20 protein-coding genes and 3 pseudogenes are annotated in these 26,161 nt (G+C 56.4%); 12 read left to right on the top strand and 11 right to left on the bottom strand.

The genetic code is table 11. The features are described from left to right. Positions 1–59: 59 nt before the first annotated feature. Positions 60–2,351 carry a putative bifunctional diguanylate cyclase/phosphodiesterase gene (locus tag N8E89_RS02185; protein WP_245448594.1) on the bottom strand — a complete coding sequence of 764 codons (2,292 nt, stop codon included), beginning with the start codon at positions 2,349–2,351 and terminating at the stop codon, positions 60–62. A 903-nt stretch (positions 2,352–3,254) separates the two neighbouring features. On the opposite strand from N8E89_RS02185, the gene N8E89_RS02175 reads away from it, so the two are divergent. The 4 genes and pseudogenes from N8E89_RS02175 (at position 3,255) to N8E89_RS02160 (ending at position 7,447) form a co-directional block, all read left to right on the top strand. Beyond that, positions 3,255–4,352 (top strand): NADH:flavin oxidoreductase/NADH oxidase, encoded by a 1,098-nt coding sequence (locus N8E89_RS02175; RefSeq protein ID WP_262261018.1) that lies wholly within the window; start codon positions 3,255–3,257, stop codon positions 4,350–4,352. Between the two features lie 590 nt (positions 4,353–4,942). Continuing rightward, positions 4,943–5,983 carry a methionine ABC transporter ATP-binding protein gene (locus N8E89_RS02170; RefSeq protein WP_162707290.1) on the top strand — a complete coding sequence of 347 codons (1,041 nt, stop codon included), beginning with the start codon at positions 4,943–4,945 and terminating at the stop codon, positions 5,981–5,983. Continuing rightward, positions 5,973–6,638: a methionine ABC transporter permease gene (locus N8E89_RS02165; protein WP_106662672.1), complete on the top strand. Its 666-nt coding sequence runs from the start codon at positions 5,973–5,975 to the stop codon at positions 6,636–6,638. Before N8E89_RS02170 ends, N8E89_RS02165 begins: the two co-directional genes overlap by 11 nt. A 28-nt stretch (positions 6,639–6,666) precedes the next feature. Further along, positions 6,667–7,447, top strand: a pseudogene (locus N8E89_RS02160) (MetQ/NlpA family ABC transporter substrate-binding protein). Positions 7,448–7,468: 21 nt separating this feature from the next. Here N8E89_RS02160 and ugpC read toward each other — a convergent pair. From ugpC to N8E89_RS02115, 9 genes and pseudogenes are all read right to left on the bottom strand, one after another. Next, entirely contained in the window at positions 7,469–8,551 is a 1,083-nt protein-coding gene (gene ugpC / locus N8E89_RS02155; protein ID WP_106662673.1) for a sn-glycerol-3-phosphate ABC transporter ATP-binding protein UgpC, read from the bottom strand. 7 nt (positions 8,552–8,558) lie between these two features. Next, positions 8,559–9,407: a sn-glycerol-3-phosphate ABC transporter permease UgpE gene (ugpE, locus tag N8E89_RS02150; protein ID WP_106662674.1), complete on the bottom strand. Its 849-nt coding sequence runs from the start codon at positions 9,405–9,407 to the stop codon at positions 8,559–8,561. Positions 9,408–9,416: 9 nt separating this feature from the next. Beyond that, a complete protein-coding gene (ugpA, locus tag N8E89_RS02145; RefSeq protein WP_262261017.1) occupies positions 9,417–10,307 on the bottom strand; it encodes a sn-glycerol-3-phosphate ABC transporter permease UgpA in 891 nt (296 codons plus the stop codon). Between the two features lie 64 nt (positions 10,308–10,371). Beyond that, positions 10,372–11,682, bottom strand: coding sequence for a sn-glycerol-3-phosphate ABC transporter substrate-binding protein UgpB (ugpB, locus tag N8E89_RS02140; protein WP_262261016.1), 1,311 nt, complete (start codon positions 11,680–11,682; stop codon positions 10,372–10,374). 163 nt (positions 11,683–11,845) lie between these two features. Then, positions 11,846–12,446 (bottom strand): annotated as a pseudogene (gene pncA, locus N8E89_RS02135) (bifunctional nicotinamidase/pyrazinamidase). A gap of 53 nt (positions 12,447–12,499) precedes the next feature. Further along, positions 12,500–13,661 (bottom strand): annotated as a pseudogene (nagA, locus tag N8E89_RS02130) (N-acetylglucosamine-6-phosphate deacetylase). After that, positions 13,658–14,668, bottom strand: coding sequence for an SIS domain-containing protein (locus tag N8E89_RS02125; RefSeq protein ID WP_106663286.1), 1,011 nt, complete (start codon positions 14,666–14,668; stop codon positions 13,658–13,660). Before N8E89_RS02125 ends, nagA begins: the two are co-directional and overlap by 4 nt. 17 nt (positions 14,669–14,685) lie before the next feature. Then, positions 14,686–15,471, bottom strand: coding sequence for a GntR family transcriptional regulator (locus tag N8E89_RS02120; RefSeq protein ID WP_106662679.1), 786 nt, complete (start codon positions 15,469–15,471; stop codon positions 14,686–14,688). Continuing rightward, positions 15,464–16,351 (bottom strand): glucosamine kinase nucleotide-binding domain-containing protein, encoded by an 888-nt coding sequence (locus N8E89_RS02115; RefSeq protein ID WP_106663287.1) that lies wholly within the window; start codon positions 16,349–16,351, stop codon positions 15,464–15,466. Before N8E89_RS02115 ends, N8E89_RS02120 begins: the two co-directional genes overlap by 8 nt. Positions 16,352–16,551: 200 nt before the next feature. On the opposite strand from N8E89_RS02115, the gene N8E89_RS02110 reads away from it, so the two are divergent. The 8 genes from N8E89_RS02110 (at position 16,552) to N8E89_RS02075 (ending at position 25,425) form a co-directional block, all read left to right on the top strand. Further along, positions 16,552–17,463, top strand: a complete 912-nt coding sequence (locus tag N8E89_RS02110) for an N-acetylmuramic acid 6-phosphate etherase (RefSeq protein WP_262261014.1) — start codon at positions 16,552–16,554, stop codon at positions 17,461–17,463. A 54-nt stretch (positions 17,464–17,517) separates the two neighbouring features. Beyond that, complete coding sequence (locus tag N8E89_RS02105; RefSeq protein WP_106662681.1) at positions 17,518–18,777, top strand: ABC transporter substrate-binding protein; 1,260 nt, start codon at positions 17,518–17,520, stop codon at positions 18,775–18,777. Positions 18,778–18,928: 151 nt separating this feature from the next. Next, the gene (locus N8E89_RS02100) at positions 18,929–19,879 is read left to right on the top strand and encodes a carbohydrate ABC transporter permease (protein WP_106662682.1); all 951 of its coding nucleotides are present in this window, start codon (positions 18,929–18,931) and stop codon (positions 19,877–19,879) included. Between the two features lie 10 nt (positions 19,880–19,889). Then, positions 19,890–20,729: a carbohydrate ABC transporter permease gene (locus N8E89_RS02095; RefSeq protein WP_106662683.1), complete on the top strand. Its 840-nt coding sequence runs from the start codon at positions 19,890–19,892 to the stop codon at positions 20,727–20,729. After that, a complete protein-coding gene (locus N8E89_RS02090) occupies positions 20,726–21,787 on the top strand; it encodes a Gfo/Idh/MocA family protein (protein WP_262261013.1) in 1,062 nt (353 codons plus the stop codon). The genes N8E89_RS02095 and N8E89_RS02090 overlap by 4 nt, the downstream gene beginning before the upstream one ends. 28 nt (positions 21,788–21,815) lie before the next feature. Then, positions 21,816–22,817 (top strand): ABC transporter ATP-binding protein, encoded by a 1,002-nt coding sequence (locus N8E89_RS02085; RefSeq protein WP_106662685.1) that lies wholly within the window; start codon positions 21,816–21,818, stop codon positions 22,815–22,817. A gap of 99 nt (positions 22,818–22,916) precedes the next feature. Continuing rightward, a complete protein-coding gene (gene mgrA / locus N8E89_RS02080) occupies positions 22,917–23,978 on the top strand; it encodes an L-glyceraldehyde 3-phosphate reductase (RefSeq protein WP_106662686.1) in 1,062 nt (353 codons plus the stop codon). Positions 23,979–24,105: 127 nt separating this feature from the next. Then, positions 24,106–25,425, top strand: coding sequence for a UDP-glucose dehydrogenase family protein (locus N8E89_RS02075; protein WP_262261012.1), 1,320 nt, complete (start codon positions 24,106–24,108; stop codon positions 25,423–25,425). A gap of 10 nt (positions 25,426–25,435) precedes the next feature. Here the strand turns inward: N8E89_RS02075 and N8E89_RS02070 are convergent, their stop codons facing one another. Further along, positions 25,436–26,098 (bottom strand): hypothetical protein, encoded by a 663-nt coding sequence (locus tag N8E89_RS02070; RefSeq protein WP_262261011.1) that lies wholly within the window; start codon positions 26,096–26,098, stop codon positions 25,436–25,438. Between the last annotated feature and the right edge of the window lie 63 nt (positions 26,099–26,161).

The raw sequence follows: 26,161 nt of genomic DNA, 5'->3' as shown, positions 1-26,161 counted from the left end.
CAGCTGATTGACGAGTCGTCCGGGATCCAGACCTGGCTTCATATGGACAAACTTTTGCTCTAGCTGGCGACCTGATAGCGCTCGCTGTCAAATGCCAGGAGTTCGAAGGTCTTTTCAACAGGCTCGGCAGGGCTGAACAGGAAGCCCTGCACCTGATCGCAACCTTCCTTCTGCAGGCAGGCGAGCTGTTCGCGGGTCTCTACACCCTCTGCGGTAATCTTCATGCCCATGCTGGCGCCGAGGCCCATAACAGCGCGGATGATCGCGAGGCTCCCCCGATTGTGGGGCAGATCACGGACGAAAGACTGGTCGATCTTGATCTTGTCGAACGGCATCTTGCGCAAATAACTCAAGCTCGAATAACCCGTCCCAAAATCGTCCAGTGCGATGCTGACGCCCATGGCGCGGAACTGGCGGAGCAGAGAGATTGCCGCAACATTGGCCTCGAGGAACACCGATTCCGTGATCTCGAGTTCCAGCCGGTTCGGTTTCAATTTGTTTTTCGTCAGGGCATCGCGGACAATCGATGCAAGATCGGAGTGCCGGAATTGGATTGCAGATATGTTGATCGCAACATGGATGTCCTGCGGCCACGAGACGGCGGTACGGCACGCTTCTTGAATGATCCATTCGCCAAGAGGAATGATATTGCCGGTTTCTTCAGCGATCGGAATAAAGATGGTCGGTGAAATGAAACCGTGTACCGGATGTTTCCAGCGAAGCAGGGTTTCAAAGCCGACGGTTTTCAGCGTCTGCGCGGAAACGATGGGCTGGAAGTGCAGGATAAATTCCTGCCGGGCCAGCGCTCCCCGCAAATCCATTGCCAATGCACGCTTTGCCTCGATGCGCGCATCCATTTCGACCTCATAGAAGCGGAAGCTGTTGCGGCCCTCGTTCTTGGTACGATAGAGCGCGAGGTCCGCGCAGCGCATAATGTCGTTGACGCTGTCGGTCGGAGCGATTGCAATGCCGACGCTGATGTGGATGTTGATCTGGATACCATCGATCCAGAACGGCTGTGAAATGCTCTGGACCAATTGCTCGGCAAGCTCGGTCGCCGCCGCTTGATCGGCACCGCGCGCCAGAATGGCAAATTCGTCGCCGGACAAGCGTGCGACTGTGTAGGTTGCGGGTGAGCTGCCGCGCAGCCGATCGGCAACCTGCTTGAGCAGTTGGTCGCCGATACCGTGGCCGAAGCTATCATTGACCGTCTTGAATTCATCGAGATCTATACAGAAAACAGCAAAGCTGCGCAGGCCCTTCTCCAGGTCCTTGGTGGCCTGGCCGAGCTGGTCGGTGAATAGTGTACGGTTCGGCAGGTCCGTAAGCACGTCGTAGCGGGCAAGATAGGATAATTGGTCATCGGATTGCTTCGCCGAGGTTACATCCGAACCGACGCCGCGATAACCGACGAACTGCCCCGCATTGTCAAAGATCGCCTTGCCGGTCAGGGACCACCAGCGTGTCTCTCCCTTGATGTTGATAGGGAGGATGTGATTGCGGAACGTTGTGCGGTTTTCGATAGCCTGCCAGATGGAACCAACCTTGACCGCTTCCTCCGCGTGGGACTGATCGACCTTGAACAGTTGGGCAAAGGGCATACCCTGTAGCTCTTTCGTCGTCTTCGCGGCAATCTGCGCCAAACGCGGCGATGTATGTTGGAGTTTCAGGTCAGCGTCGGTTTCCCATATCCAATCGCTGGCGTTTTCTTCGAAGTCGTATAGCAGCAGGCTGATGACCTCCTTTTGCTGTTCCACCTTGATCTGGTCCAGCGTACGCATGACAATGAGATTGCTCATATGTACGATGGTGAACAGTATGAAGAGGGCATAGAAGGCAAGTAGAATTGCTATGAAAAGAAAGAAATCCTCACCGGTCGAGGCAAGAGCGAAAAATGAACCGGTGATGATTGTGCCCGAATAGGCGATGGCCGCGAGCGGAACAACCGCAACGCCTATCCCGGTCGCCATCAAACCCGCTGCTGTACAAGCGATCAGAAGCCTGTGATAAGCGTCGGCATCGAGAAACAGCATCAAGGGAATGCTGGCAAGGCAAATGCCATAGAGCGATGATACGATAATCAAATACTTGATTGCATCAAAGCCGAGTTCCTTGATCTTGGGGACCTTGTACCATTGCCAGCAGGCAAAAAGCGAGCCGGCAGTCATCAGTGTGACCACCGTCGTAACGCCGGCAAGATAGGGGCGCGGGCCGAGATCCCAAAAAACGAAAGCGACGACGAACATGACACACATCGCCACGAGGACAGTAAACGGCGCCAGTCTGAGCGCAACATCCATCTGCTCGGCATAGACACGGCGTTTGACCGCCGGGTTTATCGCCCCGCGCATTCCGAACATCGATCGGATCGCGTCAAATGTATGAAAATTGGACAACGGCACGCAAAGCCCTCAGAATCGTGAGTTCATCTTTCCCCATGTTAGTTTTTTTACGTTCGGCATTGGTTAATATACTTAGCATTTTTTTTAATAGTTACCAATGTCTTTATGGTGCGTTGTCGCTTTTTGGTTAAGATGATTTTTCTACATTTAAGCCAGTTGAAATCAACGCTGATTATATTTGATATATATAAAATGGCTTTCGTGAATTGAAGGCACCTGTTTGTAGTAATTTTTCAAGAAATCGCATTCTTTTATTCAAATATATTTATGTATATTTGTTTAATTGCTTTCTGCAACCTGCTCCGCACAAATTACGACCTTTGATAGTATATTTGGTGTATCTCGTCGATCAAAAGAGCGATCGGTAAAAAACGGCTCGGAAGCCTGCCCTGTGCTATGCGCTGCAGTCCGGTATCAGCAGGCCGTTGCGCCAGACGTTCAATTTGGTACGGCGAGTACAGCTGTCAGCAGGCCGGGGAATGCCTCTTCCAGATCGCTCCTGCGTAACTCGTTCATATGGGAAGTACCGTCGTTGCGGGTTTTTACAATGCCTGACTCTGCGCAGCACGCGGAAATGATGGGACATACTTGACTTTGGCCGCCCGCCATCGAGTGCAGCACAGGTCGCTTCTCCTTCGAGTGCCAATTTACGGACAATCGAAAGGCGCACCGGGTCGCTCAAGGCGTACAGCACCGATTCAAGTTGGATTTCGGAGGTCGGGGGATGGCGGAACTGTCTCATCCCCAAATCATAGCACAAGTTTTCGTGTATTGCTATTGTTCGAATAATATCGAACTATCAAAATATTGAAGTTGAATTCCCCTACGGATCCAACATTGGAGTGATCATATATGGCTTCTCTTTTCGAACCCTTCACCTTGAAGGATGTGACATTGCGCAACAGAATCGCGGTGTCGACCATGTGCCAGTACTCGGCTCACGATGGGATGATTAATGACTGGCACCGTGTCCATCTTGGCGCATTGGCGCGTGGCGGTGCAGGCCTCTTGGTCGTGGAAGCCACGGCCGTGTCACCGGAAGGCCGTATTACACCGGGGTGCCTTGGTTTGTGGAATGACGAACAGGCCGCTGCGTTGGCGCCATCGGTGCAGCTTATCAAGGATGCCGGTGCAGTGCCTGGAATACAGATCGGCCATGCGGGGCGTAAGGCGAGTGCCAATAAGCCATGGGAAGGCGATGACCATATCGTAGAGGGTGATCCACGCGGGTGGGAGACGATCGCGCCATCGGCCATTGCCTATGGCGGTGGCCTTTCGAAGGTACCGCACGAAATGACAAAGGCTGATATCGAGCGGGTTAAGCTGGCGTTTGTCGACAGTGCGAGACGCGCCCTGGCGAGCGGGTTTCAGTGGCTGGAATTGCATTTCGCACATGGCTACCTGGCGCAGAGTTTCCTGTCGCAACATTCCAACCATCGAACCGATGAGTATGGCGGCAGCCTTGAAAACCGCAGCAGGTTCATTATCGAGACTTTGCAAGCGGTGCGCGCAGTCTGGCCCGAAAATCTGCCCCTGGCGATGCGCCTTGGTGTCATTGAATTTGACGGCAATGACGAGGAGACGCTGCAGGAGGCGATTGAACTCGTCAAGCGGCTGAAAGCCAACGGGCTCGATTTCATCGACGTGAGCATGGGCTTTTCGCTCGGCAAGGCGAGTATCCCCTGGGGGCCAGCTTTCCTCGGGCCGGTTGCAGCCCGTGTGCGCCGCGAAGCTGGCATTCCAGCTTCCACATCATGGTACATCAGCACACCACAGCAGGCGGATGGGCTGGTGCGTGACGGCGCTGTTGATCTGGTCATGCTGGCGCGACCGCTTCTCAACGATCCGCACTGGCCCTATAAGGCGGCAAAGGAACTTGGTGTGGAGAATCCAGCTTGGGTTCTCCCTGCGCCTTATGCCCATTGGCTCGACCGGTACCGCGCGGCGTAGATCTATATTTCTGGAGTGAGGAGTGGGCTTTCACCCACCCCTGCCAGTCCGGTTCTTTTCATTTCTGGTGTGATGCAAAACGGCCGGTGACAGCATTGTTCGCCTCCGCTTCGACGGCAAGGCCTTGCCTCGGTCGGGACCAATCTTCCGGTCACACCGGCTGGCACGGCGCTATCTGCTTCTGCCGTCGTTGCAATTGTGTGCTCGCCAAACTCATTGCGTGGTTCGAGGGGCTGCGCAACGAACGCAACATTGGCGTTGCAAGCGGTTGTTTTGGAATAGCGTTTTCACAATCCACCGAAATATGGAATGCCTTGCGTGGTCGTTTGCGAAGGCATTGCCTAAGTTGGCTCACAGGTGGAAACGCTTCTCTCACCTCAAAAAGTCGCCCCAAACTGCGTTGAAATGTTCATGCCTGTCGTCAAGGTCTATCGAAAATCTCGGATGGTCTGTATAGACGGTCGCAAAAAGACAACAGGGCGGATGTGCGAGCACCGCAAATGAATATGGCGATTGTGACAAACAGGGCAAAGAGCCCAATTAATGTAGCTGCGAATGACGAGCCGGCTGTCCAGAAGACGGCTAATCCCATGGTTGCATTCGAAGGCGTCTCCAAACGCTTCGCGGCTGGCCGGACCAGCGCGGAAGTGGTGGCGCTGGCCAATATCGACCTTGTCGTTCCGCGCGGTTCGGTGACCGGAATTATCGGTCGTTCGGGTGCTGGCAAGTCGACTCTGATCCGTCTCGTTAACGGGCTGGAGAAGCCAAGCTCCGGCCACGTCCTTGTCGACGGTGTGGATGTCGCCGGACTTGATGAGAAAAGCCTGCGTGCCGTGCGCCGCTCCATCGGCATGATCTTCCAACACTTCAATCTGCTGTCTTCGCGTACTGCCTTCGACAATATCGCATTGCCGCTGGAGATCGCGGGCGTCGACAAACAGTCGATCGAAAAGCGCGTCACCCCCTTGCTTGAACTCGTTGGCCTATCTGATAAGCGCGATCGCTATCCGGCCGAGCTGTCGGGCGGGCAGAAACAGCGTATCGGTATTGCCCGCGCTTTGGCGACGGAACCAAAACTTCTGCTTTCCGACGAGGCAACCTCGGCGCTCGACCCGGAAACGACGCGCTCAATCCTGGCCTTGCTGAAGCAGATCAACAGGGAATTGGGGCTGACTGTTCTTTTGATCACGCATGAGATGGAGGTGGTGAAGACCATAGCCGATCATGTTGCAGTCATCGATGGCGGACGCATTGTCGAGCAAGGGCCGACATTCGACGTTTTCACCGGACACATACATGAGACCACGCGGGCGCTGCTCGGGGGCCTCGCCGGCATGCGTCTGCCTGAGTTTTTGACCAGCCGGATTTCAGAACGGCCCGAAGCCGGTTCCCGCACCATTCTCCGCGTGGTTTTCAAGGGAGAGAATGCAACGGAACCGATGCTGGCGCGGCTCGGCAGCGACCTCGGTATCGAGGTCAACATTCTGGCCGGCGCCGTGGATGAGATTGCTGGGCGGCCCTTCGGCATGCTCGTCGTTTCGCTGCGCGCAGATGAGGTGAAGATCGTTGAGGCCCGGCAGTTCCTTGCCGACCACGGCCTGTCATCCGAGGTGGTTGGTTATGTCCGCTGATATTCTCGCACTTCTTCTCAAAGCAACCGGCCAGACTCTGTATATGGTTGCCGTGGCCGGGCTGATCGGCTCGCTTTTCGGTATTCCGCTCGGTGTATTCCTTGCAACCAGTGGTCGCGGTGAGCTCTTTCCTGCGCCTTGGGTGAACAAGGTGCTTGGTGCCGTCGTGAATGCGACGCGCTCGACCCCGTTCATCATCCTGGTTGTCGCCATCATTCCGTTCACACGCCTTGTCGCCGGAACGTCGATCGGCACGACAGCTGCCATTGTGCCGTTGACGATTGCCACCATTCCCTTCGTGGCGCGATTGGTAGAGACGGCAATCCGCGAGGTGGATCCCGGTCTGACGGAAGCGGCCCGGGCTATGGGTGCAAGCCCGATCCAGATCGTGTTCAAGGTGTTGCTGGCCGAGGCACGGCCCGGCATCGCTTCAGCTTTGACCCTGACGATTGTGAGCCTGATTGGCTACGCGGCTATGGTCGGCGCGATTGGTGGTGGCGGTCTGGGTGATCTTGGTATCCGCTATGGCTACCAGAGATTCATGCCCGATGTCATGGCAATCGTGGTTCTGGTGCTGATCGTGCTTGTGCAACTCGTGCAGAGCGCCGGTGACCGGCTTGCTCGCAAATTTGACAAGCGCATCCGTCCACGCTGAGTTCTTCATAAAACAGGAGTTTGAAATGTTGAAGAGAATCCTCGCCACCGCCGCTTTGGCCGCAATCCTGAGCGCGACCGGCGCAATGGCCGAAACGATCAAGGTCGGCGTGACCCCGGGTGAGCACGCGCAGATCCTTGAGAAGGTCAAGGAAGTTGCCAAGCCCAAGGGTCTTGATATCGAGATTTTCGAGTTCTCGGACTACGTCGTGCCCAACCAGGCGCTGAATGATGATGAACTCGATGCCAATTCCTTCCAGCACAAGCCTTATCTGGACAACCAGATTGCCGACCGCAAGTTCGATTTGGTCGATGTCGCCTATACGGTCAATTTCCCGATGGGCGTCTATTCGAAAAAAGTGAAGAGTTTCGATGAGTTGGCCGACGGAGCTACCATCGCGATTCCGAATGATCCGACCAATGGCGGCCGCGCTCTGCTTATCCTGGCAGACAAGGGCGCTATCAAGTTAAAGGACGGAGTCGGCCTCAAGGTGACGACTGCCGATATCACCGAGAACAAAAAGAACTTCAAGTTCGTCGAACTCGATGCTGCCCAGCTGCCGCGTTCGATCGACGACGTGGATGCTGCGGCGATCAACACGAATTATGCGCTCGAGGCCGGCCTTGACCCGATGAATGGTACAATCCTCAAGGAAGGCGAGAAGGCACCGTACATCAACCTGATTGCTGTTCGTACCGCGGACAAGGACAAGCCCTGGGTAAAAACCTTGATCGAGATCCTATCACTCGGATCCGGTGAAGCAGTTCATCCTCGACAAGTACAAGGGTGCCGCTGTTCCAAGCTGGTAATCACAGACTTCGGGAAGAATCTCACCCTGCGGGTGGGATTCTTTTTCCGTCTGCGCCAAACAGATGCAGCTTTTCCTTCGGGATTATCACCCGCAAATTGTCGCCGGTCTCTGAAATCGAACGGCCCGCCACCCGAACGACGACGCGCTCGCCGCCGACAATGCCGTAGACATAACTCTCCGCGCCGACTGGCTCGACGCCCAGCACTTTAAGCTCGAGAAGCAATCCGCCAATGTGCGTTTCGCTTCCGGCGGCGACCTCCAGATCTTCCGGCCGAAAGCCAATCACAGCGCCTGCAGCCGGCACAGCCAGGCCCTCCGCACCGATGCGTGTTCCATCTTTCAGCACGAGCCCAGTGCTGTCTGCCGTGACATGCACGAGATTCATTGGCGGGGCGCCGATGAAACTGGCAACGAAAGTGCTTGCGGGCTTCTCGTAGATATCGAGAGGAGCGCCGATCTGTTCGACCGAACCGGCATTCATCACGACAAGTGTATCTGCCAGTGTCATGGCCTCAAGCTGGTCATGGGTCACATAGACGCTGGTCACGCCCAGCTGACGTTGAAGGTTCTTGATCTCAACGCGCATTTGTCCGCGCAATTTGGCATCGAGATTGGACAGAGGCTCATCGAAAAGAAACACCTTCGGGCTTCGGACAATGGCGCGCCCCATGGCGACACGCTGGCGCTGCCCGCCAGAAAGTTCTTTCGGGCGCCGCTCCAGAAGATGAGTCAGTTCAAGTATTTGCGCGGCATCTTTCACGCGCTTGTCGATCTGGTCTTTCGGCATGCCGCGATTGCGCAGCCCATAGGCCATGTTGTCATAGACTTTCATATGCGGATAGAGCGCATAATTCTGGAAGACCATGGCAATGTCGCGCTCGGCCGGTCCAAGATTATTAACCACAGAGTTCCCAATCTTGACCGTACCATCCGTGATGGATTCCAGCCCGGCGATCATGCGTAGCAGGGTCGATTTTCCGCAGCCGGATGGGCCAACCAGAACGCAGAGTGCGCCATCCTCAATGGCGATGTCGACGCCTTTGACCGCTTCGACTGAAGTTCCATAGACCTTGCGGACATTGGTGAGTTCTACGCTAGCCATATCAATATCATTTCTCCGTTTCGACCAGTCCGCGCACGAACCAGCGTTGCATCAAAACGACAACGAGGATCGGAGGAACAATGGCGAGAATGCAGGTGACCATCACCAGATGCCACTCCGTATCGGCATCGGCGAAGGAAATCATTTTGCGCAAACCGATGACGATGGTCGTCATGTCGTTGCGGTTGGTCATGAGCAGCGGCCAGAGGTATTGCGTCCAGCCATAGATGAAGAGGATCACGAACAGCGCAGCTATGTTGGTTTTCGACAGGGGCAGGAGGATGTCCTTGAAGAAACGCCATGGTCCAGCACCATCGACGCGCGCCGCTTCTACCAGTTCTCCCGGAATGGTCATGAAAAACTGCCGGAACAGCAGCGTCGCCGTTGCTGATGCCATCAGCGGCAGTGTCAATCCCGTATACGTGTCGATCAGTCCGAGATCGACCATGACCTTGTAGGTAGGCAGAATGCGCACCTCGACTGGCAGCATTAGTGTGATGAAAATCAGCCAGAAGAAGACCATACGGCCGGGAAAACGGAAGAATACGATCGCATAGGCCGACAGGATCGAGATGACAATCTTGCCGACGGCAATTGCAAGCGCCATGATCACTGTGTTGAGGAGCAGGCGGTCGACGCCGACGCCGCCGATACGGCCGACACCACCGAAGAGCGCCGCCGAATAGTTCTCCCAGAAATGGCTGCCGGGCAGTAGCGACAGCGGGGGATGCATGATCTCCTGCAGCGACTGTGTGGAGGCAACGAACGTGTAATAGATCGGGAATGCCACGATCAGAATGCCGATGATCAGGATGATATGGGCAATGAGCCGGCCAATGGGATTGTTCTGAATCATCGTCTTCCCTCAGCCGTAGTGGACTTTGCGCTCGACACAGCGGAACTGTATCGCCGTCAAGCCGATGACAATGATCATCAGGATCACCGATTGCGCTGCTGAATCCCCGAGGATCAAATTGACAAAGCCGTCGTTATAAACCTTGTAAACCAGGGTTTCCGTCGCCTTGCCGGGTCCACCCCCTGTGACCGCATGGATGATGCCGAACGTGTCGAAAAAGGCATAGACCGTATTGACGACCAGCAGGAAGAACGTCGTCGGCGCCAGCAGCGGAAAGACGATGGTCCAGAACCGTTTTGTCTCGCCCGCGCCATCGATGGCGGCGGCTTCGATCAGTGACTTTGGAATTGATTGCAGGCCGGCAACAAAAAACAGGAAATTGTAGCTGATCTGTTTCCAGGCCGCCGCGGAAACCACAAGCACCATCGCTTGATCGCCGTTGAGCAGCGGGTCCCAATTATATCCAGCCGAGCGGACCAGATAGGCGAGTGTACCCATCGACGGATTGAACAGGAAGAGCCAGAGCATGCCCGCGATGGCCGGTGCAACCGCATAGGGCCAGATCATCAATGTGCGGTAGATGCCTTTGCCACGAATGACCTTGTCGGCCATAACGGCAAGCAGCAGGGCCAGAGCCATTGCAATCAGCGCGGTGGCCATGGAGAAAATTACAGTCACCTGAAGCGAGTTCACATAGTTGGCATCGCTGATAACACGCTTGAAATTGCCAAGACCGACAAACTGCGTTGAAAGACCAAACGGATCCTCGCGCAAAACGGATTGATAAATGGCCTGCGATGCGGGCCAGTAAAAGAATATCGCGGTAATGGCGAGCTGCGGTGCCAGCAGCAGATAGGGTAAAAACTTGTTTGGAAAAGTGACGCGTGTTGACGATGCCATGAATGCCTCGTGTGAAAATAGCCCTGTCCGTAACCGATACGGACAGGGCTGTCATGAGGGGATATTATTGACCGAGTGCTTGCTTAATCGCAGCGTTGCCGCGCTTGACGGCGTTATCGAGAGCCTGTTGGGCAGTCTGTTTGCCAGCCAACATGTTCTCGTACTCCTCGTTCTCGATGTCGCGAACCTGCGGCAGGTTAACGAGCCGGACACCCTTGGAGTTTTCCGTTGGAGCCTTGCCCAACATCTGCTTGATCGGAATCTCACGAGCAGGGTTCTTGTCGTAGAAACCGGATTTCTTGGTTTCTTCATAGGCGGCCAGCGTTACCGGCAAGTAGCCAGACACCTGATGCAGGCGCGCCTGGATGTCGGTCTTGGAGAGGAAATTGAAGAAGGCAGCAACGCCCTTGTATTGCTCGTCACTCTTGCCGGCAAAGACCCAGAGGCTCGCGCCGCCGGGTATAGTGTTCTGCGGGGCGCCCTGGGCTCCCGGTTCGTACGGCAGTTCGCCCGTGCCGTAGTTCATGCCCGACTTGACGACATCGCCGAGACCACCGGATGACTCGGTAAAGATTCCGCATTCGCCAGAGATAAAGAGCTGTTTGGCTTCAGAGGTACGTCCGCCATAACGGAAAGTGCCATCTTTAGCCAGGTCCGCAAGTTCCTGGAAGTGCTTGACGAAGATTGGCGCGTTTATCTTCAGCTCGACATCATTGCCGGCGATGCCGTTTTCATTGGTGCCGAAGGAAAGATTGTTCCAGGCAGCAAAGTTTTCAGTATGAATCCAGGTTAGCCAGGTTGAGGTAAAACCGCACTTTGCCGCGCCGCTGGTCTTGATCTTCTTGGCAGCTTCCCAGACCTCGGGCCAGGTCTTTGGCGGGTTGTTCTCGTCGAGACCGGCTTTCTTGAAGATATCCTTGTTGTAATAAAGGATCGGCGAGGAGCTGTTATAGGGGAAGGACAGCATCGTGCCGTCCGGCTTCGAATAGTAGGAGACGATGCCGGGCAGATAAAGGCTCTTGTCGAACTTCGCGCCCCCCATCGACAGGATGTCGGCAACTGGCTTGATGGCGCCTTCGGCGCCCATCATGACGCCAGTACCTGCATCGAATACCTGCATGATATCGGGTGCCTGCTTGGCACGGAAAGCGGCGATGCCGGCATTGAGCGTTTCCGGATAGGTGCCCTTGAATACCGGAACGACCTTGTAGTCGCTCTGGCTCGCGTTGAATTCCTTCGACAGCGTCTCCACAACTTCGTTATTGGCGCCTGTCATTGCATGCCACCAGCTGATCTCGGTGACGGCGAAGGATGATGTGGATGAAGCGAGAATAATGCCTAGTGCAAGGCCCAGGCGTGTACCACGATAAGTCATTTTAATCTCCCATGATAAGGCGTCATCTGAAGTGCGCTTGGGTGCAGTATCTCCATTATGTGACAGATAAACAACAGGTTTATGACTTTGAACTCATACCTTGGTTCAAGCCTGTGGAAAAAATGCGCAGCTGTTCAATTTTGCGCCATGCAATTAAGGGGCTTCAGACCAATGTGACGCCAGCCTTCCGCATTTTTGTAATCATTGCCGCAAGCGAACCCCCGAGATTTATGCCCCGGCATGCATCGAGAAGCACATCAGCGGCAGAATCCATGCTCGACTGCATCCAGTGCCGAATAGGCAACGCAATAGTCAGTCGCGAGGCCAACGAAAGTCACATTGGTGATTTCGCGTTCCCGCAGGTAACCGGCGAGGCCGGTGGGTGTCCTGTGGTCATTTTCGAAGAAAGCCGAATAACTGTCGACATGCGGCCGGAAGCCTTTGCGGATCACCAGTTCAGCCTTTGTCCATTGCAGATCTGGGTGGAAGTCAGCGCCACCCGTTCCCTGAATACAGTGATCCGGCCAGAGCGTCTGCTTGCCATAGGGCATCTCAATCGTTTCGAACGGCGCCTTGCCCGGATGCGTTGACGCGAAACTTGAATGCCCAGCCGGGTGCCAGTCCTGGGTTAGGACGACATGATCGAAGCGCACGATGAGCTTATTGATGACCGGAACGATCTCGTCGCCGCTATCCACAGCGAGCGCGCCAGCCGGACAGAAATCATTCTGTACATCGATGACGATCAGCGCATCCTTGGCCATTCCAATTCTCCGACTATCGCGAACTAAGGAATATGGCCAATGCGTTCCTGGCGTCAACGTGCGAAGTGCAGATCCCCGTCGATCCAGACGTGATTGACATCGAGCTTGTCATCAAGGTGGACCACATTGGCAACGAAGCCGGCATCCAGGCGCCCATAGTGATGATGGATGCGGATGCTCTCTGCCGGATAGAGTGAGGCCATGCGAAAGGCCCCGTCGAGCGGCAATCCAAGTTCGCGATGGACGAACCGCACGGCCGAGATCATGTCGAGGTCGGCGCCCGCGAGTGTGCCATCCTCCAGCGTCAGGCGGCCGCCGGCACGTGTGATCTTGCGGCCATTCAGTGTGAACGATGTAATGTCCGTACCGATCGTGGACATGGCGTCGGTGACAAGGAATATCTTTGACGGTCCCTGTTTGGCACGCAGCGCAATCGACATCGAAGCCTTGTCGACATGAAAGCCATCGGCGATCAATCCGGCAGACAACGTGCCCGATTGCAAAGCCGCTCCCACCACGCCGGGACTGCGGTGACCAAGCTGGCTCATGGCGTTGAACAAGTGTGTGACCATCGTGGCGCCCGCGTCCTTGGCTGCCAGGGCGATCTCATAGGAAGCGCCGCTGTGACCAAGGCTGACGATTATCCCGGCGTCCGCCATTGCCCTTATCTTGTCTACTGGCACGGTTTCCGGCGCGACCGTGGTCAGGAGAACCGGAATTTCCTGCGCCGCCTCGATGAGGGCAAGGAGATCGGCATCGTCCATTGGACGGATCAGCTTGGGATCGTGCGTCCCCTTGTGCGTAATCGAGAGATGTGGTCCCTCGATATGCAAGCCGATAAATCCCGCAACCTTTTCCTGCGCCGCAGCTTTGCCCGCGGCGAGCGCCGCTGCCGTGATCTCTGGTGTGTCGGTGATCAGCGTCGGGAGCAAGGCCGTGGTGCCAAAAGCGACATGCGCATCGCATATGGTGCGGATCGTGTCGACACTCGGGCCGTCATTGAGAAGCGCGCCGCCGCCGCCATTGACCTGAATATCGATGAAGCCGGGCACGAGCATGCCGCCCTGCAGTTCGACCTTTCGGATATCGCCATGCAATGTTGAGGCCGCCGTAATGTTCTTCACGACGCCGCCATCAACGACCAAGGCTGATCTCGGCATGCCAGTTCTCACCGTCGAATATCGCGGCGCCAGTGAGTGCGTATACGGTGCTCATAAGGTTTCAGTCACTTTTCTCAAATGCGGCGGCTCATCCGGGTTCAGCCCGCGGCTGCGGGCAAAGCTTTCCACGAACGCATAGAAAGACACAAGCAGGGCAAGCGGATCGGTCAGCGGATGCGATGTTGCAACGAAGGGCAAGGCGGTCGCCTTGGATGGCTTTGTCGATGTCAGGAAGACTGCGGCACCCTGTTCCGCCAGACGGTCCGCCGCTTCGACGATGGAGTCTTCGGCTGCGTCGCGCGCCGCCAGAACCAGGACGGGGAAGCCTTTGCCGACGATGGCTTTCGGTCCGTGCATGACTTCGGCGCTGCTATAGGACTCAGCGTGAACCGCGCTGGTTTCCTTGAATTTCAGTGCGACTTCGTTGGAAATTGCAAGGGACGGCCCGCGTCCGAGGACAAAAAGTGAATTTTCATCCTTCAGCGCACGGGCAAAGGGCGACCAGTCGCAATCGATGGCCTTGGCCAAGGCCGCCGGAAGCGCGTCAATGGCGGCTAACAGTTTCTTGTCCTCGGTCCAATGGCCGATCAGCGCAAGACCGGCAACGGCCGAGCTGACAAACGACTTTGTAGCGGCAACACTGCGTTCAGGCCCAGCCAGGATATCAATGGGAAAGTCGCTGGCATTGGCGAGATCGGAATTGATCACATTGGTAATGGCGATGGTAAGTGCACCGCTGTCGCTTGCTGCCTTGGTCATGCTGACGATGTCGGGGCTCTTGCCCGACTGCGAGATGGATAATGTGGCGGCGCTCCCAAGCTTGAGCGTCACACCATAAATCGACGCCACGGAGGGACCGAGTGAGGCGACCGGGACGCCGGCGGTGAGTTCGCTCGAATATTTCAGGAACGCGCAGACATGATCGGATGATCCACGGGCGATCGACGCCAGGAAGGGCGGGTTCTTCTCGCGCAATTTCGCGCCGGCTGACGCAAGTGCATCGCGGGAAGCGTCCAAAAACCGCGCCGTGACCGCGGGAATGGACAGGATCTCTTCCCGCATCAATGTTGTCTTGGTCGTCAAAGCACTGCTCCTGATATTTCCGAAGAATCGCCAAGCTTCAGTTCGGCGACAAATTCATAGGCGTCGGCCCGGTAGATCGATCGTGTGAATTCGATCACCTTTCCTGATTCCAGATATGATATGCGCTCGATGTTCAGGCTGGCTGAACCGGCCGGAACCTGGAGCAATTTAGCATCATTTTCCTTCAGTATGGCTGCCGAAATACGCTGTATCGCACGGACCGGCCGGTTGCCGCCTTCCGCCAGAACCGCATAAAGCGAAAGCGTTACCAATTCCGGGTTGGGCAGGACGTGAACCGAAAGTGCCGCCCGTTCGATTGCCATCGGGGTATCATTGGCAACGCGCAGGCGGCTGATGCGAGCGACCTTTTCGCCGGACGACAAGCCAAGCGTGACCATTTCCTCGGGCGAGGGGGCATAGATACCGCGGTCGAGCCAGGTCGAACGGACGATCATGCCGCGTCTGGCCATGTCCTCGGTGAAAGATGTGAGATGCGAAAGTGACTGTTCGACGCGCTCCGAACGCGGCGCAACGAATGTGCCGGACCCGTGCCGCTGCACAAGCAGACCGCTATTGACCAGGCCCTGGACTGCCTTGCGAACCGTGACGCGCGATATGTCTGCCATGGCTGCGAGTTCGCGCTCGGGTGGCAGTGCATCGCCCGGATGGAGCATGCCATCGCGCACGGCATTTTCGATAAGTCGTTGCAATTTGACGTAAAGCGGTCCGCCGCTGACGGAATCGTTGAGTGTTGGAAGGATGTCAATCAAACCGTCAGCCATAGATCACCCCCACCGTGACTTCGGCGAAATTCTTTACAGCAAGTTGTACCGCTCCGGTCAGGGCATCATTCAAGGGTTTTTGAAGTCTAGCGCGATAGCGTGGTGACAGGAGCGGCTCGTAAAGCGGGCCAAGGCCACCCAATAACGAAAGGCGCATCGGCGTTCCTGCCATGATTGCGTCTAGGCCCTCTTCGATTTGCCCGACCGTTTTTCGCAAAATGGCAAGAGCGACCTTGTCCTCTTGTGCGGCATAGTCGAAAACCATGGGCGCAAAAGAACCATAATCGCTTGGGCGCGCCGAATGAGCGAACTGAACGATGCGATGTGGATTGCCGCCAAATCTCTCCATGACCGCGCCGGTCATGGGGGAGGAAGGATGGAACCCGTCATGGGCGAGCAAAGTCTCTTCGAGCAGATCCCGGCCCAGCCGTGCGCCACCCCCGAGATCGCTGACGTTGAAGCCCCAGCCCCCCGCGAAGCGGATATCGGCACCGGATCGGCTAACAAAGGCAGAACCAGTGCCAAGAATAACCACTGTGCCGTCATGGTCCCCAAGCGCTCCCTGAAGCGCAATCACGCCATCGGAGTACACAAGTGAGTTCTTGAACGGCAACATTGCTTGCAGTTGGGCGCTGTTGCCGCCGACATTGGCGCCGGCAAGGCCAAGGACTGCTGAGATAGAGCTGATCGCGGAGGGATCAATCTGGGCCGCTATGAGTGCTGCTTCCGTTGCATCAAGAATGTTGAGACGTGCCGTATTCATGTCTGTCATGATATTGGCCGAACCGCTTTTGCCGACGCCCAGCACATGGCCGTCCATATCAGCCAATGCGGCCCTGCAGCCGGTGCCACCACCATCAATTCCCAGGAGATAAGTCACGTTCATTCGCCCTCCAAAAAACAGAATACCAATAAAATACCAATAGCCAAGCAATAATTTATGCTTTTCCAATTTTTTCCAAAACTCATTGAAATGTAAAGATAAAAAATGCAAGCCAGACTTTTGTATCATATTTTTTTAAGATTTGCTGGACAAGTGGTATTTTTTTGGCATTAATTATCGGAACGAGGAGAGAGGCAGTGGGAACAGCACGTACCGAGCAGCGTAACGACAAGGCATCCGGACTGGACGAGCGATCGCCAGAAGATGTCCTTCGTTTGCTGCACGATGCCCAGATTGAGGCTGCGGCTTCCGTGGCGCGGGCAACGAATTCCATCACCAAGGCTGCTCTCCTGGCCGCCGATACACTTCGCGCTGGCGGGCGTCTCGCCTATGCGGCGGCAGGTAGTTCTGGCCTTATGGCGTTGGCCGATGCGCTCGAGTTGCCGGGGACGTATGGTATTGCTCCGGATCGTATCGTCATCTTGCTTGCAGGCGGGGTCGCCAGCCTCGACCGCCTTGCTGGCGTCTATGAAGATGACAAGAGCCAGGCGGCCAAGGACATTACGCAGGCGGACCTTCAAAAGGGCGATTGCCTGATCGCGATTTCCGCCAGCGGTACGACACCCTATGCGCTTGCTGCCATCGATGAAGCAATCAAGCGCGGGCTGAAAATCATCTCGATCGCCAATAATCCCGATGTTCCGCTGTTTGAAGGGGCAGATGTCACCATCACACTGGAGACGCCGCCAGAAATGGTTGCAGGGTCAACACGCATGGGTGCCGGCACTGCTCAGAAGATCGCGCTTAATCTCTTGTCGACTTTGATGGCCGTGCATCTCGGCCATGTCCATGACGGTTACATGGTCAATCTCACCGCGGACAATATCAAGCTGCGCGAGCGGGCAGCGCGAATTGTATCGGCCATTAGCACCTGCGATATCAGCGACGCTGCAAAGCTGCTTGAGGCGAGCGGCGGTTCGGTCAAGGCGGCGATTCTGCTCGCGGCAGGCGCGGCAAATGCAGAAAAAGCATCAGAAATTCTCGAAAGCAATCAACAGAGGCTTCGCCCGGCGCTTTCGGAACTGAAAGGGAGTCTTGGTTCTCGTTAAGAATCCGGGCTCTCATTAACGGCACTGCTCATAAGGGTGCAACAGGAGACTAAAATGGGAAGCACGACACTAAAAACACTGCTTATGGCGACCAGCATCCTGGCTACGGCCGGTTTTGCTCACGCCGCAGATACCACGCTGACGATTGAAAGCTGGCGTACCGACGATCTCGCCATCTGGCAGGAAAAGCTCATTCCGGCGTTCGAAGCCAAGAACCCGGGCATCAAGGTCAAGTTCGCTCCGACACCGCCAACCGAATATGACGCGGCTCTCGGTGCCCGCTTCGATGCGGGCAGTGCCGGTGACATCATCACTTGCCGCCCCTTCGATAAATCCCTGGAGCAGTTCAAGCGCGGCAATCTGACGAGCCTGAACGATCTCCCGGGCATGAAGAACTTCTCGGATGTAGCCAAGGCTGCCTGGACGACCGACGATGGCAAGGACACGTTCTGCGTGCCGATGGCTTCGGTTATCCATGGCTTCATCTACAACAAGGATGCCTTCGAGAAGCTCGGCATCGCCATTCCGACCACGGAAGCCGAATTCTTTGCTGCTCTCGACAAGATCAAGGCAGACGGCACCTATATTCCGATGGCGATGGGTACGAAAGATCTCTGGGAAGCCGCAACGATGGGCTACCAGAACATCGGACCGACGTACTGGAAGGGTGAAGAGGGCCGTGCCAAGCTCATCAAGGGCGAAGCAAAACTGACCGATCCGGAATGGGTTGAGCCTTACAAGGTTCTTCTCAAGTGGAAGGATTACCTTGGCGACGGTTTCGAAGCCCAGACCTATCCGGACAGCCAGAACCTGTTCACGCTTGGCCGGGCTGCAATCTACCCTGCGGGTTCGTGGGAAATCGGCCTGTTCAATACGCAGGCGCAGTTCAAGATGGGTGCATTCCCGCCGCCGGTCAAAAATGCCGGTGACGCTTGCTACATCTCCGACCACAACGATATCGGTGCCGGCCTCAATGCCAAGAGTGCCCATCCGGAAGAAGCCAAGAAGTTCCTCGAGTGGGTTGCTTCGCCAGAATTCGCCGACATCTATGCCAATGCGCTTCCAGGCTTCTTCAGCCTGAATTCGACACCGGTGAAGATGGCTGATCCGCTGGCACAGGAATTCGTCTCGTGGCGTGAAAAGTGCAAGCCAACGATCCGCTCGACCTATCAGATCCTGGCGCGCGGCACACCGAATCTCGAGAACGAAACCTGGGTTGAATCGGCCAACGTGATCAACGGCACGGACACGCCGGAAGCTGCCGCCAAGAAGCTGCAGGACGGTCTCGACAGCTGGTACAAGCCTGCCAAGTAAGCAAATCGCTAGCCGGGGCGTCCGCGACAGGGCGTTCCGGCTATTTCTTTAGCTGAAGCGCGACGTGCACCGTCACGCTATCATCTTGCACAAGGTAGTCGTGTGCCGTGTTAAGCACGACCAAAAATCAAAAGCAGGGGTCTCGGATTCAATGGCCACAGTCGCAGAAGTATCGATCGATCGAGGTGAGGACAAACGCCAGCGTCGCTGGCACATTCTGGTGTTTTTGCTGCCGGCCCTGCTTGTCTATACTGCGGTGATGATCCTGCCGCTCATCGAAACGCTGCGGCTATCCCTGTTCAACGTCAAGGACGGCCAGAGCGCTTTTGTCGGCTTCGGTAATTTTCAGGTGCTCTTCGGCGATCCGCGGTGGGCTGCCAGTTTCTGGAATGCCCTGGGCAATAACTTCATCTTCTTCCTCATCCACATGCTGGTGCAGAATCCGATTGGCGTTGCACTGGCCGCCCTGCTGTCGGTGCCGAAGCTGCGTTTTGGCGCGTTCTACCGCACCGCGATGTTCCTGCCGACCTTGCTGTCCTTCGTGATCGTCGGGTTCATCTGGAAGCTGATCCTGTCGCCGATCTGGGGCGTTTCCCCTTATCTCCTTGATCTGGTCGGGTTGAAGTCGCTGTTCTCGCCGTGGCTCGGCAAGCCGGACACTGCGCTGATCGCTGTGTCGCTTATTTCGGTCTGGCAATATGTCGGTATCCCGATGATGCTGATCTATGCCGCCATGCTGAACATTCCCGATGAGGTGCTTGAAGCCGCCGAGTGCGATGGGGTAACCGGCTGGAGCCAGTTCTGGAAAATCAAGCTGCCGTTGATCCTGCCCTCCATCGGCATCATCTCCATCCTGACGTTTGTCGGCAATTTCAATGCGTTCGACCTGATCTATACGGTACAGGGCGCGTTGGCCGGGCCAGATGGATCGACTGACATTCTGGGTACCTTGCTCTACCGCACCTTCTTCGGCTTCCAGCTGCAGATCGGCGATAAATCGATGGGCGCGACGATCGCGACGGTGATGTTCCTCATCATCCTGTCGGGTGTCTGCCTCTACCTCTTTGCCATCCAGCGGCGCATGCGCCGGTACCAGTTCTAGGATCAAGCACATGGCAAAACCAACCGCTTCACCCATCCGTACCGGCTTCGTTCATTTGGCTCTCGGCGCCTACACGCTTGTCGCGCTGTTTCCGGTGTTCCTGACCGTCATCAACTCGTTCAAGGACCGGGCATCGATCTTCCGTGATCCGCTCGGACTGCCGACGCCATCAACATTCAGCCTCGTGGGCTATGAAACGGTTCTGAAACAGGGCGATTTCGTCCTGTATTTCCAGAACAGTTTCATCGTCACCGCCGTGTCGATCTTCTTCGTCCTGCTGTTCGGAGCGATGGCGGCCTTCGCGCTTTCGGAATATCGTTTCCGCGGCAACACGATGATGGGCCTCTATCTGGCGCTCGGCATCATGATCCCGATCCGTCTCGGGACGGTGGCTATTCTGCAAGGCATGGTTGCGGCAGGACTGGTCAATACGCTGACCGCGCTCATCCTCGTCTATACGGCGCAAGGGCTGCCGCTTGCTGTCTTCATCCTGACCGAATTCATGCGAACGGTTTCCGACGACCTGAAGAACGCCGGGCGCATCGACGGTCTTTCCGAGTACTCGATCTTCTTCCGGCTGGTCCTGCCGCTGGTCCGGCCTGCGATGGCGACGGTCGCGGTCTTCACCATGATCCCGATCTGGAATGATCTGTGGTTCCCGCTGATCCTCGCTCCGAGTGACGCCACCAAGACGGTAACACTCGGCAGCCAGGTGTTCATCGGCCAGTTCGTGACCAACTGGAATGCGGTTCTTGCAGCCCTGACGCTGGCGATTGTGCCGGTGCTGGTTCTCTACCTTGTCTTCTCGCGGCAGCTGATCCGCGGCATAACATCGGGAGCGGTCAAATGACGGCACAGAAACCGATCCGGGTTCTTGTGGCGGGGCTCGGGAATATGGGCCGGAGCCATGCGCTCGCATATCACAACAATCCGGGTTTCGAGATTGTCGGACTGGTCAACCGCTCGGTGGTTCCGCTGCCCGAAGAGTTGTCCTCCTACGCGATCCATCCGTCGTTCGGTCAGGCTCTGGCCGAGCTCAAGCCCGAGCTAGTCTCGATCAACACCTATTCCGACAGTCACGCCGATTATGCCGTGGCGGCGATGGAAGCGGGTGCGGATGTCTTTGTCGAAAAGCCGCTTGCGACCACAGTCGCGGACGCTGAACGCGTCGTTGCTGCCGCCAGAAAACATGGCCGCAAGCTGGTGATCGGATATATTCTCCGCCACCACCCGTCCTGGGTGCGGCTGATCGAAGAAGCGCGCAAGCTAGGCGGTCCCTACGTGTTCCGCATGAACCTCAACCAGCAGTCGAGCGGCGCGACATGGGAGACTCACAAGTCACTGATGAAGACGACATCGCCGATCGTCGATTGCGGCGTGCATTATCTCGACGTCATGCTCCAGATCACCGATGCCAAGCCGGTTCAGGTGCGCGGCATGGGCGTGCGTCTGACCGATGAGATCGACCCGAACATGTATAATTACGGCCATCTGCAGGTGCTGTTCGATGACAAAACGGTCGGCTGGTACGAAGCAGGCTGGGGTCCGATGATGTCGGAAACCGCCTTCTTCGTGAAGGATGTAATCTCGCCCAATGGTTGTGTGTCCATCGTCATGGACCAGAACGCCAAGTCGGACGATATCGACTCGCATACCAAGACGTCGACCATCCGGCTGCACGCGGCAAAGACGGGACCGGACGGCCGCTTTGCCAAACCGGACGAACTTTTGAACATGGCGGGCGAGCCGGGGCACCAGGACCTCTGTGATCTTGAACAGGCCTTTGTCCTCAAGGCAATTCGCGAGGATCTCGACCTTGGCCGCCACATGCAGGACGCCGTCCGCTCGCTCAGCGTCTGCCTCGCGGCGGATGAAAGTGTGCGTACCGGCAAGCCAGTAGACCTATGAATTTGAATCAAGAAACGGGAACAAGACATTGGGTTCTTTGAAGATTGAAAATATCCGCAAGTCCTTCGGCCATGTGGATGTGCTGAAAGGCATCGACCTCGAGGTCAAGGATGGAGAGTTCGTGATTTTTGTCGGACCGTCAGGTTGCGGCAAATCCACCTTGCTGCGGGTCATCGCGGGACTCGAGGATGCGACTTCAGGCGACATCCTGATCGATGGCAAGAAGGTGAACAACACGCCGCCTGCCAAGCGCGGCATTGCCATGGTGTTCCAGACCTACGCGCTTTACCCGCATCTCTCGGTTCGCGACAATATGGGTCTCGGTCTGAAACAGGCAGGCAAGCCGGCGCAAGAAATCAAGGAGCGCACCAGGATCGCCTCGTCCATGCTTTCGCTCGACGATTATCTTGAGCGCCGTCCGGCAGAACTGTCCGGTGGACAGCGCCAGCGTGTGGCCATCGGGCGCGCCATCGTTCGCGAACCGCAGCTGTTCCTGTTTGATGAACCGCTTTCGAACCTTGATGCCGCGTTGCGCGTCAATACGCGTCTGGAAATCGCCCGTCTGCACCGGCAGCTGAAGGCAACCATGATCTATGTCACGCATGATCAGGTTGAGGCGATGACCCTCGCCGACAAGATCGTCGTGCTGAACCAGGGACGGATCGAGCAGGTCGGCTCGCCGATGGAGCTTTACAATTCGCCGCAGACGATCTTCGTTGCGGGGTTTATCGGCTCGCCGCAGATGAACCTGATCGACGCGGCCAAACTCGGTCAGACCGGTGCCAGGACCATTGGCATCCGCCCGGAACATATCCAGGTGAGCAAGACATCGGGTGAATGGAAGGGCTCGGTGATCCATGTCGAACATCTTGGAGCCGATACGATCATCTATCTCCAGACCGATTTCGGCCCGCTGACGGTCCGTCTTTTCGGCGAACACAATTATGATGTCGACGGCACGCTCTATGCAACTCCCGACTCCGGGCGGACTTACCGGTTCGACGATGACGGGCAGGTCATCAAGGCCTGACGATTCATGTCATGACATCATAAAGCGTTTGGGCCATAGTCCGGCGCGTCGCGGAATCAGTTCCGCGCCACCGGTATGGATAGGAACAGGACGACGACCATGAGCTGGACACCCAATTCCAAGCGCTACGACACGATGAAATACAATCGCTGCGGCAGGAGTGGCCTCCATCTCCCCGCCATATCCCTCGGGTTATGGCATAATTTCGGCCATGACACGCCGCATCGGGTCAAGCAGGCGATCTGCCGCCAGGCCTTCGATCTCGGAATCACTCACTTCGACCTTGCCAACAATTACGGTCCGCCACCCGGCTCCGCCGAAGAGGCGTTCGGTGAGATTTTGCGGAACGATTTCAAAGGTTATCGTGATGAGCTGATCATCTCTTCGAAGGCCGGATACAATATGTGGCCCGGGCCTTATGGTGAATGGGGCAGCCGCAAATATATGATCGCCAGCTGCGATCAGAGCCTGAAGCGGCTGGGTCTCGACTATGTCGACATTTTCTATTCGCACCGGTTTGATCCGGATACGCCGCTTGAAGAGACGATGATGGCGCTGGATCACATCGTCAGATCCGGCCGCGCGCAATATATCGGCCTTTCCTCTTATAATTCAAAGCGTACGCGCGAAGCTGAGGCCATACTCGAAGAGCTTGGTACGCCTTGCCTCATCCATCAGCCGAGCTATTCGATGATCAATCGCTGGATCGAGGAAGATGGGTTGGTCGATACGCTTGAGGAACTCGGCATCGGTTCGATCGTATTCTCGCCGCTGGCGCAGGGAATGCTGACCGACAAGTATTTGAAAGGTGTGCCGGAAGAGAGCCGGGCGGCGCAGGGCAAGTCGCTCAATCCCGATTTTCTGAATGAGCGCAACGTCGCCAATATTCGCTCGCTCAACGAGATTGCTGCCAGACGCGGACAGACGCTTGCCCAGATGGCGCTCGCCTGGGTGCTGCGCAAAGGCCGCATCACCACCGCGCTGATCGGAGCGAGCAAGCCGCAGCAGGTGGTTGATTGTGTCAAAGCGCTCGACAATCTCGCATTCACCGATGCCGAGCTGGCCGAGATCGATACCTATGCGAACGATGCGGACATCAACCTGTGGGCCGCTTCGGCGGAACGCAAGGGACCGGAGCGCAATCCGCCCAAGCGCGATTGATACAGACATCGGCAACGCCTGCGGCATTATTGCCGCGGGTGGTCTCGTGCCAAAGCCAAGATTGGCAGCGCTCCGCTAATGTGCGAAATGTCTGCACCCAGAAATTGATACGGATTGGAATGCTTCGATGAAAATTGCGATGATCGGGACCGGGTATGTCGGTCTGGTGTCGGGCGTTTGCTTTGCGGAATTTGGCTTTCAAGTCTCGTGTGTAGACAAGAACCCCGCCATTATCGAACGCCTGCAGGCGGGCGAAGTCACAATTTACGAGCCTGGCCTGGATGAACTTCTAGTGCGCAATGCGCGCGACGGCCGCCTGGTCTTCACAACCGATCTGGCAACAACTGTCGCTGATGCAGAAGTCATCTTCATCGCCGTCGGCACACCGTCGCGTCGCGGGGATGGCGAGGCCGATCTGCAGTATATCCACGCGGCCGCTGATGAAATCGCCGCTGCGATGAAGCCAGGCGCCGTCATTGTTATCAAATCAACCGTGGTTGTCGGCACCAATGCGGAAGTGCGTGCACGCATTGCCAAAGCACGTCCGGGCGTGCCGTTCTCCATGGTCTCCAATCCGGAGTTCCTGCGCGAAGGCTCGGCCGTCGAGGATTTCTTGCGGCCTGACCGCGTTGTCGTCGGTGTTCACGACGACGCTGGCGCTGCGGCGATGAGGCGGGTTTACCGCCCGCTTTACCTGCGCGAGACGCCGATGATCGTGACGACGCTCGAAAATGCCGAGATCATCAAATACGCCGCCAACGCCTTCCTGGCGATGAAGGTGACTTTCATCAACGAAGTGGCCGATCTGTGCGAGAAGGCCGGTGGCAACGTGCAGGACGTCGCGCGGGCGATCGGCATGGATAATCGCATCGGCTCGAAGTTCCTGCATGCGGGACCGGGTTTTGGCGGGTCATGTTTTCCGAAGGACACACGCGCCTATGCCGCAACCGGCCGCAAGAAAAATGCGCCGCAGACCCTGATCGAGCAGGTCGTTACCGTCAATGAAAAGCGCAAGCGTTCCATGGCCGAACGGGTCATCGAAGCCGCCGAAACAAATGGCACGAAGGCTGTTGCCGTCCTCGGCATTGCCTTCAAACCCAATACCGATGACATTCGCGAGTCTCCCGCGCTTGATATCATTCCCCTGTTGCAAAAGGCCGGTCTGACTGTGCGCGCGCACGATCCTGAAGCCCGTAGCGCGGCCGAACCGGTTTTGCCGGGCGTGGTGTGGTGCAAGTCGGCATACGAGGCTGTTGACGGGGCAGGGATTACCGTCCTGCTCACCGAGTGGAATGCCTATCGGGCGCTCGATCTGAAACGGGTGGCCGATCTGATGAGCGGCAACACCCTGTTTGACCTGCGCAACGTCTATAGTGCACAGGACCTCGAAGGCACCGGCCTCGAATATCATTCGGTGGGAAGGCCGCTGGTGGGGAAGGGCAGCTAGTCGAGTGTGACTAGCCGCCCAGCAATTCCAATGGAAATGGCGTTCGTTTCCAGATTTTTTCAATCTTGTAGGTTTTGACGGAGGTTGCCTCCCATTCGTGGAGGATTCGGGTAATTCGTACGCGATCTTCTGCCAGGAGCGCCGGGTAGAACTCTGGTGAGAGATAGTTGAAATATTCCAGCACCGTCCTGTTCTCTTGCAGGAGCCGCACTGCAATATCGAATTCCCCTTTTATCACCGGGATCAGAGCTTCGAAGCGCTCGATCGTGGATGAACTGACCCATGGCATCGGAAGGCCGGAGAGATAGGCAAAATAGTCATCCAGACTTTCAATAGCATAGAGTTGCGGCAGCGCTTCCTCGATCATATCCAGCATCTGTGCGATCGTTTCCGGCTTCGTGATGTTCCACCCCGCTTCTCTTATGTACTCGCAATAATTGGCTTGCCTGAAGCGGGGACACCAGCCGGGAGAACTTATTTCGTGTCTTGGCGCGAGCAATCGCACTGAAAGTTTTGGGACAAAAACGTCCGGATCAGAGCAACGGTCTATATGGACGCCGCGCAGCAGGTGCTGCACGGGCTTAATGAAGACGAATCGTCCTGTCGAGATCAGATCGTTCCGCCGCTGAATGAGCGGCCGCACCGCATCGCGTACATCCTTGATGGTGGTCATTATTTCATCTTCGCGGTGCGCCAAGACCTTTTGCCCGGTTTTGAAATCATATATGCAGGTTAG

It is taken from the genome of Phyllobacterium sp. A18/5-2 (assembly GCF_025452215.1).
GTDB classification, from domain to species: Bacteria; Pseudomonadota; Alphaproteobacteria; order Rhizobiales; family Rhizobiaceae; genus Phyllobacterium; species Phyllobacterium sophorae.
The sequence above is the reverse complement of the archived record's forward strand: the minus strand, read 5'-3'. Positions and strand labels throughout refer to the sequence as shown.

Excerpts from the sequence above, each read along its gene's own strand:
- N8E89_RS02185 (WP_245448594.1), bottom strand. The coding sequence starts at position 2,351 with ATGCGCGGGGCGATAAACCCGGCGGTCAAACGCCGTGTCTATGCCGAG.
- N8E89_RS02175 (WP_262261018.1), top strand. The coding sequence starts at position 3,255 with ATGGCTTCTCTTTTCGAACCCTTCACCTTGAAGGATGTGACATTGCGC.
- N8E89_RS02170 (WP_162707290.1), top strand. The coding sequence starts at position 4,943 with ATGGTTGCATTCGAAGGCGTCTCCAAACGCTTCGCGGCTGGCCGGACC.
- N8E89_RS02165 (WP_106662672.1), top strand. The coding sequence starts at position 5,973 with ATGTCCGCTGATATTCTCGCACTTCTTCTCAAAGCAACCGGCCAGACT.
- ugpC (WP_106662673.1), bottom strand. The coding sequence starts at position 8,551 with ATGGCTAGCGTAGAACTCACCAATGTCCGCAAGGTCTATGGAACTTCA.
- ugpE (WP_106662674.1), bottom strand. The coding sequence starts at position 9,407 with ATGATTCAGAACAATCCCATTGGCCGGCTCATTGCCCATATCATCCTG.
- ugpA (WP_262261017.1), bottom strand. The coding sequence starts at position 10,307 with ATGGCATCGTCAACACGCGTCACTTTTCCAAACAAGTTTTTACCCTAT.
- ugpB (WP_262261016.1), bottom strand. The coding sequence starts at position 11,682 with ATGACTTATCGTGGTACACGCCTGGGCCTTGCACTAGGCATTATTCTC.
- N8E89_RS02125 (WP_106663286.1), bottom strand. The coding sequence starts at position 14,668 with ATGCGGGAAGAGATCCTGTCCATTCCCGCGGTCACGGCGCGGTTTTTG.
- N8E89_RS02120 (WP_106662679.1), bottom strand. The coding sequence starts at position 15,471 with ATGGCTGACGGTTTGATTGACATCCTTCCAACACTCAACGATTCCGTC.
- N8E89_RS02105 (WP_106662681.1), top strand. The coding sequence starts at position 17,518 with ATGGGAAGCACGACACTAAAAACACTGCTTATGGCGACCAGCATCCTG.
- N8E89_RS02100 (WP_106662682.1), top strand. The coding sequence starts at position 18,929 with ATGGCCACAGTCGCAGAAGTATCGATCGATCGAGGTGAGGACAAACGC.
- N8E89_RS02095 (WP_106662683.1), top strand. The coding sequence starts at position 19,890 with ATGGCAAAACCAACCGCTTCACCCATCCGTACCGGCTTCGTTCATTTG.
- N8E89_RS02090 (WP_262261013.1), top strand. The coding sequence starts at position 20,726 with ATGACGGCACAGAAACCGATCCGGGTTCTTGTGGCGGGGCTCGGGAAT.
- mgrA (WP_106662686.1), top strand. The coding sequence starts at position 22,917 with ATGAGCTGGACACCCAATTCCAAGCGCTACGACACGATGAAATACAAT.
- N8E89_RS02075 (WP_262261012.1), top strand. The coding sequence starts at position 24,106 with ATGAAAATTGCGATGATCGGGACCGGGTATGTCGGTCTGGTGTCGGGC.
- N8E89_RS02070 (WP_262261011.1), bottom strand. The coding sequence starts at position 26,098 with ATGACCACCATCAAGGATGTACGCGATGCGGTGCGGCCGCTCATTCAG.